This window comes from Frankia sp. CoBUL1 (genome assembly GCF_978021245.1).
On record NZ_CDXDOS010000178.1, the window covers coordinates 1 to 7,153 of the forward strand.

The following is a 7,153-nucleotide window of genomic DNA, read 5'->3' on the forward strand; positions in this document are numbered from 1 at the left end:
CCGGAAATCCTCACCTCAGAGGCAGACGAGTTAGACGATCATTTGAGATCAAGTGACTTACCCGAAGATGTTGAGGCAGAAGACGCCCAGCATGATCGCCGAGCACGTGCCCAGGCGCGTCGCGGACAGCTCCTCACCGAAAAAGCGCCAGCCGATCAGTGTCGCGAACACGACGCTGGTCTCCCGTAGGGCCGAAATCGGGCCCAGCGGGCCCCGGGTGAAGGCCCACATCAGCACCGCATAGGTCAGCAGCTGCACGAGCCCGCAGACTACCGCTGCGCGTAGTTCTGATACTCGGCCCCGCACGACCAGCCGGCCTCGCACCAGCAGGAAGGCCAGCGGCATCAAGATCCCGTACAGAAGGAAGATCCACGTGGTGTAGGAGTAGAAGTTGCCCGACAGCCGCGTCCCCATGCCGTCGGCGACGGTGTAGGTCGCGACAACAGCGGCACTGGCCACGGCCAGCGTGATGGCCTTCAAGCCGCCGTTGTCCCGACCCATGGCCATGATCCCGAAGGAGACCAGGCCGATCCCCACCAGCGTGGCTGGTCTCAGCTCCTGCCCGGCGAACATCGCGGCCCCGAGGGTGACCAGCAGCGGGACGCAGCCCCGGATCACTGTGTACATCGAGCCCAGATCGGCTACCCGGTAAGCCAGCGTCAGAAGAAGCGCATACAGAACCTGCACCGCCGCGGAAAACACCAGATAGGGCCAGCTCGCCGCGGCAGGCAGCGGCAGGGCGAACGCGAACAACACCGCGATCACGGTCGTCACGAAGCTCGTGACCGTGATGAACCACAACCGGTCGCTGTGACTGTGCAGCATGGCGTTCCAACTCGCATGCAGCGCCGCGGCGAACAGTACCAGCCCGGCAACACCGACCGGCATCGTCAGCTGCTCTGTTCCATGACGAATCGGGCGCGGGCCGCCAGGTCGAGATCGGTGTCCGGGGCGGCCTTCCCGCTGATCACGAGGACGCCGTAGGTGAAGACGCCGCAGGTGAAGAGGTGTTCGAGAGCCCGACCCAGTGCGGCATTGTCAGCGAGGACGTCGTGGCGCTCGAACGTCTCCTTGTCGACGCTTCGCGGGCTGATCCACGGCTTCCACTGCCGGCTGCTGCTGCCCGATACTCGCGCCTCGTCGCGTTCCGCGAGCCAGGACACCGCATAGCAGCTCTCGTGGCCGTCCGGCCAGACGATGTCGATGTCGATGTCCCCGCCGGACCGCCGCACCACTTTGACTTGATGTCCATCGGTATGATCACGGAGTCGAAATACTTCTGTTTCGCATGACTGTGTTTCGCGTGCCTGTTCAGAAATTCGACGCACCGGAAGAAATCACACAGCCACAGCTGATGATATCGCAGTGCCCGGTCGGCGGACACCTTTATGATCAAGCACTCGGGATTCTGCGTCAGCATCTCTGGAGTCCCTGCTCCGAGGCCGAAACGGTTGCCGAGAAAAGGCCGTTGGCGAGTGCCCCTTCCCGCACGAAATTAATCTTGCGCTGCCAGCGCTTGATGATATGGTCGGCATCTTTCTTGTCGATGGAATACTGCCCGCCGTCGACTTGCGCCCGGTATGCGACGAGATCCGCCTCCAACCAGTCGCCCATTATTTCGCTAAGGTCACGGACGACGACAGACTCGAAGCCTGCCGCGGTGAACAGCTCGGTGTACTCCTCCATCGTGGGCAGATGATATCCCGAGACATCGACGTACTGCTCAAATTCGGGGGTCGAGATCCCCCGACAGAAATCAGCGATGTGGATCTCTCCGCCCGGCTTGAGCAACCCACGGCAGCGCACGAGCGCCCTCAGCTTGTCAGCTTCGTAGAGCAGCGAGTCCCGCGAGTAGATGATGTCGAAGGAGCGCTCCGCCAGGTCGTCGGAGTACACGTCGCCGTGGATGAACCGGACCCTGTCCTGCGGGTCGAACTCGGCCTTCCGAGCGCAGGCGATCTCGACTATGACTTCCGAGGGATCGACGCCAACCACCTCGACACCGAAGGCAGCGGCGAGGTAGAAAGCGGCGCCACCCAGACCAGAGCCGATATCCATGACCAGCATTCCTGGAGAAACGGACATCCCATCCAGCAGGATTCGTTTGAAACCGTCCAGACCGCGCGGGCTCTGGAAGCCGTCACCGTTAATGACCTCGGACCGCAGCACGTAATGCGGAACAGCGAATCGCGATTTCTCGTAGGCCCGTGCCAGGGCTTCCGTATCAGATTCAGCCTCAGATTTTTTCACGGCACCCTCTTCCATAACGATTCCCCATATCCTTCCGACCCATTGATTCCGCTGGACCTACCCCGGGCGCAGATGCTTCACGACCGGCCGACTTACTGGTCGTCCTCGGGAGGACGAACGGCCAGCAGGTAGCCGTAGCGGATCTCGGGTGAAGTCGTCCGGCTGGCTTTCACCGAGAATCCCGCCCGTGTCAGCAACCTTCTCCACTGCTCCCGAGTCCGCATGTACTCCCCGGAGCGCCGAAGGATCCGGTCGAGTATCTGTGCGTCCTTGAGCGCATGGCGGTAACAGTTCTGCTCCGCAGCATTGACTATCTTCCGATAGTAGACGTCGCAGACATCGTCGATGTCGTTCTGGCTCGATAGTGCCGAGGTGTCGAGAAATGTCTCGCCAAGGACCAGGCGGCCACCCGGGAAAAGCTCCCGGTAGCATTTTTCCAGGGCCCGCGAAATCTGGTCGTGGTCGACGTGATGCAATGACATGACCGCGATGATCGAATCGTACCGTGTGTCCGGTCTGTAGTCGAGGTAATCGGCGTGGACCAGTCGGGTCTCCTTCCTGCCTGTCCGGCTCAGTGGGACGCGCTCGAGCATCCGCACGCTGCTGTCGAGCAGGTCCAGACGCGCGACGAGCGGGAGCCTGGCCACGAGCGCGCCGTCGCCGCAACCGAGATCTAGGACGACGTCCGCTGGCTGAGGGTTTGCGGCCGTGATGCACGCTTCTAGCAGCTTGGAGTGTTGCCGCAGCCCGGGCAGTTGGTAGCCGTCCCGCTCCCAGGCGTCGAAGAACGACTGGCCAGGGAGTTTGGCGGCCACGGCCCAATCCAGTATGGCCCGATCAAGGCTGGGAATGTGACTTGCCACCGCGTCGAGTGTGTCGGCCAGCCGCGCGCGGTTGTATTCCCAGTTCGTCATCGGGCCCCGGGCCCGCCTTGCCACCTCCAAACCGTGCCAGGTGGAGGGCGGGACGTCGAGCCCGTCGTGCATGGCCGCCGCGTGTACGTCCTCCTCCGAGCGGCGTCGCAGTTCGGCGTCCGCACGATCGTTGGCATTGTCAGACACGTTCTCCATAGCCCTTCCTTTGATCGTCAACACACACTGTCGTCATGGGGTTGACCAGCCTGAGTGCCCGCACTCGGGCGGCGCTGGTTACGGCGAGTAAAACCGCCTGTCAGGCCACCGGCGGCATTGCTCATGGACCTACCCTGCGCGCCGGCGCTTCACCTCCTCGGCGAAGGCGATGTCAGCGGCGGTCACTTTGCCGTTTCCAATCGTCTCGAGCACCTGGGCGACTGAGGAGAGCCGCGACTCGATGGCGGCGGAACCGGACTCGAGAATGCTGGGGAGAGCGGCATCCACCGCCGTGAAAGTGAGTCGAAAGATCTTGTTCGCATAGACGGCGGCCGACACTCCATCTTTTTGCAAATCGCCTACCGAAACGTCGGGGTAGGTCGCCGGAATGACGATAACAGGGCAGCCAGGAAGTCGCCACGGTCGAACATAGCCCGCAGCCGCCTACTCTTCCCCTCGATCGTGTTGCGTTCTTCAAGCATCATAATCAGCTCCGTATTAGTGAAAGTGCCGCGGTCGCCTGCAGGCCCCGTCTGCCCTGCCCAATCAGGCGACGCCGTGGATGAACTCGAGCATGCGTTCCAGGGCCGCGGACAACTCCGGTCTCGGGGCGACGAACGACAGCCGGGCATGGTCGGGTTCGCCAAACGCCTCACCGGGCAGCACGGCGACATCTGCCTTGTCGATCAGGGCCTGCGCCAAGTCGCTCATGGTATCGAACCGGCAGGAAGCACTCGCCAGCAGCGGCGCGAATGACGGGAAGGCATAGAAGGTGCCGTCGGGTGGACGGAGACGGACGAGATCCGGCACCGACCCGAGAAACTCGACCATAAGGCTTCGGCTGTCCAGCAGCCTCGCCCGCAACTCTGCCAGACAGTCCTGTAGACCGGTGAGTGCGGCGGTCGCCGCAGCTTGGGCCACCCGGTTCACGTGATTAGTGGTGTGGGACATGATCGCTGTTGCCGTGCGAGCCGTCGGGAGATCCGCGACCAACCACCCCGCCCGCCATCCGGTCATCGCGTGACTCTTCGACACCGAATCGACCACGACGACCCTTGCGCCCGCAGCTCGCAGAACGTCTGCTGGTAGTTGGGTCACAGGGATCCAGGAGAGTTTTAGATACACCTGGTCCACGACGACGGTCACGTTCTTGCGCGCGCACCATCGGCCGATGTCGTCCAGGTCCGAGGCTGTCGGCATCGTCCCGGTCGGGTTGTGTGGCGTGGCCAGCACCAGCATCGCCGCGCCCGACCCCGCGTGTTCGTCGAGTAGTGACGCCGTCGGCACGAAACCGTTCGCGGGATTGGTAACGACGGGCACCGGCCGAGCGCCGGCCAGCCGGACGGCCGCAGCGTAGGTGGGCCAGTTCGGCTCGGGTACCAGAACGCCCGCGCCGCGTTCAAGCAGAGCGAGGAAGGCGAGGGTCAGGGCGTGCTTAGCGCCGTTCGTCGCCACAACCTGCTTGGCGTCTACCGGCTCCGCGGCGCCGGTAGACACCCATGCCGCGACCGCCTCCCGGAAGTGGGGATCACCAGCGACCGGGCCGTAGGTGTGCGCCCACCCGGATCGGACCGCATCGGTGGCGGCCTCCAGCACGTGCTCGGGCGGCGGTCCGCCTACCTCCCCGACGGTAAGGGCTGCGATCGGCCGACCGGCGGCGATCAAATCCCTGATGCGCGCGTTCAGGCTGGAGGTGGCCGACGGGTTCGTGATGCGGGGAGCGGTCATGAGCGCTTCCCCGGCCCGAAACCCGCCAGTACCGCCGGCGCCAGGACAGGCGGCGCCGGGAGGTTGCACTCCGAGGCCATCAGTCGCGGTGCCTCCCAGAGGGCAAACATCATTTGGGCCGGCTGGGTGAACCGAACGTTCCCGTGTGACTGTGCCCGCCGCTCCGTGGCCAGGTCGAAGTACAGACCTCGGCCGGCAGGAGCCGTGCGCAGGACATCGGTGTGGGCCACGACGAAGGAGACCCCTGGGAAGACCTCGAGTCCCTTACGAAGGTCACCGTCATCCGCCGGACGACCCTCGTCGAGGTCGAGCCGGTGCGCTCCCAGGCTGCTGATCGCGTTGACGACGCTGGTCTCACCGTCGTCGATGGCCACCCGGCACAGCTCGCGCCGTGGTGCCAGCAACCTGGTGGTCGTCTCGTGATGGACAAGGACCTGCAACCGGATCGCCGGATCCCTTCGCAACGCCGCGACCACAACCTTAGAGTTGACATCAGTCGACGTCAGCTCCCCGCCGGGCTGGTGCTGGCTGTCTGCCACCGCTGCCTCCTGCGCGGATGCCGCCATCGGTATGCAAGCGCATACCGATCTTAAGCGGCCTTAAGTCTACTTCGCCGTCCGCATCCCTGGAGGTAATGGTCGCCACACACGCGAGGATTCCCTGAATCCGCAGGCTACAGGCACATGGCCGCGACTCCGCCTCACCCGATCGTGCGCATCGGATCACGCTTCCCCATGATCCAAAGTGGGTCCGATCTGGAAAACGCTTGCAGTAATCAAAATTCGATCAAGTTTACGATCATCGATCTGGGCCGCTTGACAGGTTCCGGAGGGTGCGCTGGGAACGAGAGGAACTTGGTCAACATGTCCTATGAGAGCAACGTGTTGATCGGCGACCAGGAGATCAACGAAGACTATTGCGGCACGGACCTGTTGAACCGGCAGGCTGCGAGGATGGTGACGGCGTTGGGAGCGGCCATGACCGGATCGACGGGGCCGAGCCGGTGGCCGCGCTGTCCCGTTCCAGGCCATCTGGTCCGGGTGAGGACCGGCGACAGCGGCTTCTGCCCCCGCGGCGTACGTGGCCGCGATCGGCTCGATCCGGTCGACGGCGTGGGGAAGACCCTGCCGGCAATCTCCCGGAGGCTGGTGGTCCAGAAACGGGTGTGGACGCTGGCCGCCGGGGATACGGGTCATCATCCGCAAGGAGCGGCCGCACCCCCGGCTGCGAGCTGGTCGCCGCCGACGACGACGAGGAGCGTCGCAGTGGACGGAGGACCGTCTGCCGATCGGGCCGGTCAAGGAGTTTCTTGAGCATCACCGGCTGATCGGCTCGTCGCCGAACACGGTCCGGTCGTATGCGCATGCGCCGGTGGGCTGTTGTCGTGCGTCACCTGCTGTCCGGCTCACCATCTGCCGGCGCAGGCAACCAGCGGCGGCGACGCGCCGTTCCCCGGGGAAAGGCCGGGTAACGCGAACGGATCAGTAGGAAGAGCCGCTGATCTCGTCCGCGAGCCGGTGCGCCAGCTCCGGGGTCGCCGCGATCACGCCGGACCATCGGCGGCTGAGGTCGGGGACGATCTCGACCGGGCGGCCGAAGGCGTCGATCACCGCGCCGCCCGCCGCCGGGACCAGCACGGACGCGGCGGCGATGTCCATGATGCGGTGCGTGTCCGAGCCGGCGTCTGCGAAGGCGTCCGTGGAGCCCTGCGCCACGAGGGCGGCCTCCAGGCAGCTACTGGACAGGATGCGCACCCGCGCGGCCCGGCGGCTCACCCGCAGCCACGCCGCCTCGTTCTTGGCCTGCGGCCGCAGGAGGCTGACCGCGGCGCCGTCGAGTGCGCGCCGGCCTGTTGTCCGGTAGGGCGACGGGAGGCCGACTTTCGCATGCCAGCCGCGGCCGGTGTCCAACCATACGGTGAGGGCCTCGGTCGCCCTGCCGTCGACGGCGACCACGCCGGAGAAGGCCGACAACGGCACCTCCGCGACCGCGTTGGCGGTGCCGTCGACCGGATCGACCACGAGCGTGACCGCCGAACCGTTGTCGATTACACCGATCTCCTCGCTGATCAGGTTGACCCGCTGGGCGTTCACCCAGGGCCGCCC

At 64.9% G+C, this 7,153-nt stretch carries 9 protein-coding genes; 1 reads left to right on the plus strand and 8 read right to left on the minus strand.

What is annotated here, in order from left to right:
* Positions 1 to 57: 57 nt before the first annotated feature.
* The 7 genes from AC08OX_RS12860 to AC08OX_RS12890 form a co-directional block, all read right to left on the minus strand.
* Positions 58 to 888 (minus strand): EamA family transporter, encoded by an 831-nt coding sequence (locus AC08OX_RS12860; protein WP_476608036.1) that lies wholly within the window; start codon positions 886 to 888, stop codon positions 58 to 60.
* A 2-nt stretch (positions 889 to 890) separates the two neighbouring features.
* Positions 891 to 1,235: a hypothetical protein gene (locus AC08OX_RS12865; RefSeq protein WP_476608037.1), complete on the minus strand. Its 345-nt coding sequence runs from the start codon at positions 1,233 to 1,235 to the stop codon at positions 891 to 893.
* Between the two features lie 178 nt (positions 1,236 to 1,413).
* A complete protein-coding gene (locus AC08OX_RS12870; RefSeq protein ID WP_476608038.1) occupies positions 1,414 to 2,250 on the minus strand; it encodes a methyltransferase domain-containing protein in 837 nt (278 codons plus the stop codon).
* Positions 2,251 to 2,342: 92 nt separating this feature from the next.
* Positions 2,343 to 3,320 (minus strand): methyltransferase domain-containing protein, encoded by a 978-nt coding sequence (locus tag AC08OX_RS12875; protein ID WP_476608039.1) that lies wholly within the window; start codon positions 3,318 to 3,320, stop codon positions 2,343 to 2,345.
* Between the two features lie 129 nt (positions 3,321 to 3,449).
* Positions 3,450 to 3,659 (minus strand): hypothetical protein, encoded by a 210-nt coding sequence (locus tag AC08OX_RS12880; RefSeq protein WP_476608040.1) that lies wholly within the window; start codon positions 3,657 to 3,659, stop codon positions 3,450 to 3,452.
* A 207-nt stretch (positions 3,660 to 3,866) separates the two neighbouring features.
* A complete protein-coding gene (locus AC08OX_RS12885; RefSeq protein WP_476608041.1) occupies positions 3,867 to 5,048 on the minus strand; it encodes a pyridoxal phosphate-dependent aminotransferase in 1,182 nt (393 codons plus the stop codon).
* Positions 5,045 to 5,587, minus strand: a complete 543-nt coding sequence (locus tag AC08OX_RS12890) for a hypothetical protein (RefSeq protein WP_476608042.1) — start codon at positions 5,585 to 5,587, stop codon at positions 5,045 to 5,047. The genes AC08OX_RS12885 and AC08OX_RS12890 overlap by 4 nt, the downstream gene beginning before the upstream one ends.
* Before the next feature lie 144 nt (positions 5,588 to 5,731).
* Here AC08OX_RS12890 and AC08OX_RS12895 point away from each other — a divergent pair, with 144 nt between their 5' ends.
* Positions 5,732 to 6,361: a hypothetical protein gene (locus AC08OX_RS12895; protein ID WP_476608043.1), complete on the plus strand. Its 630-nt coding sequence runs from the start codon at positions 5,732 to 5,734 to the stop codon at positions 6,359 to 6,361.
* Between the two features lie 168 nt (positions 6,362 to 6,529).
* Here AC08OX_RS12895 and AC08OX_RS12900 read toward each other — a convergent pair.
* A partial coding sequence (locus AC08OX_RS12900; protein WP_476608044.1) for an inositol monophosphatase family protein occupies positions 6,530 to 7,153 on the minus strand: 624 nt, incomplete at its 5' end.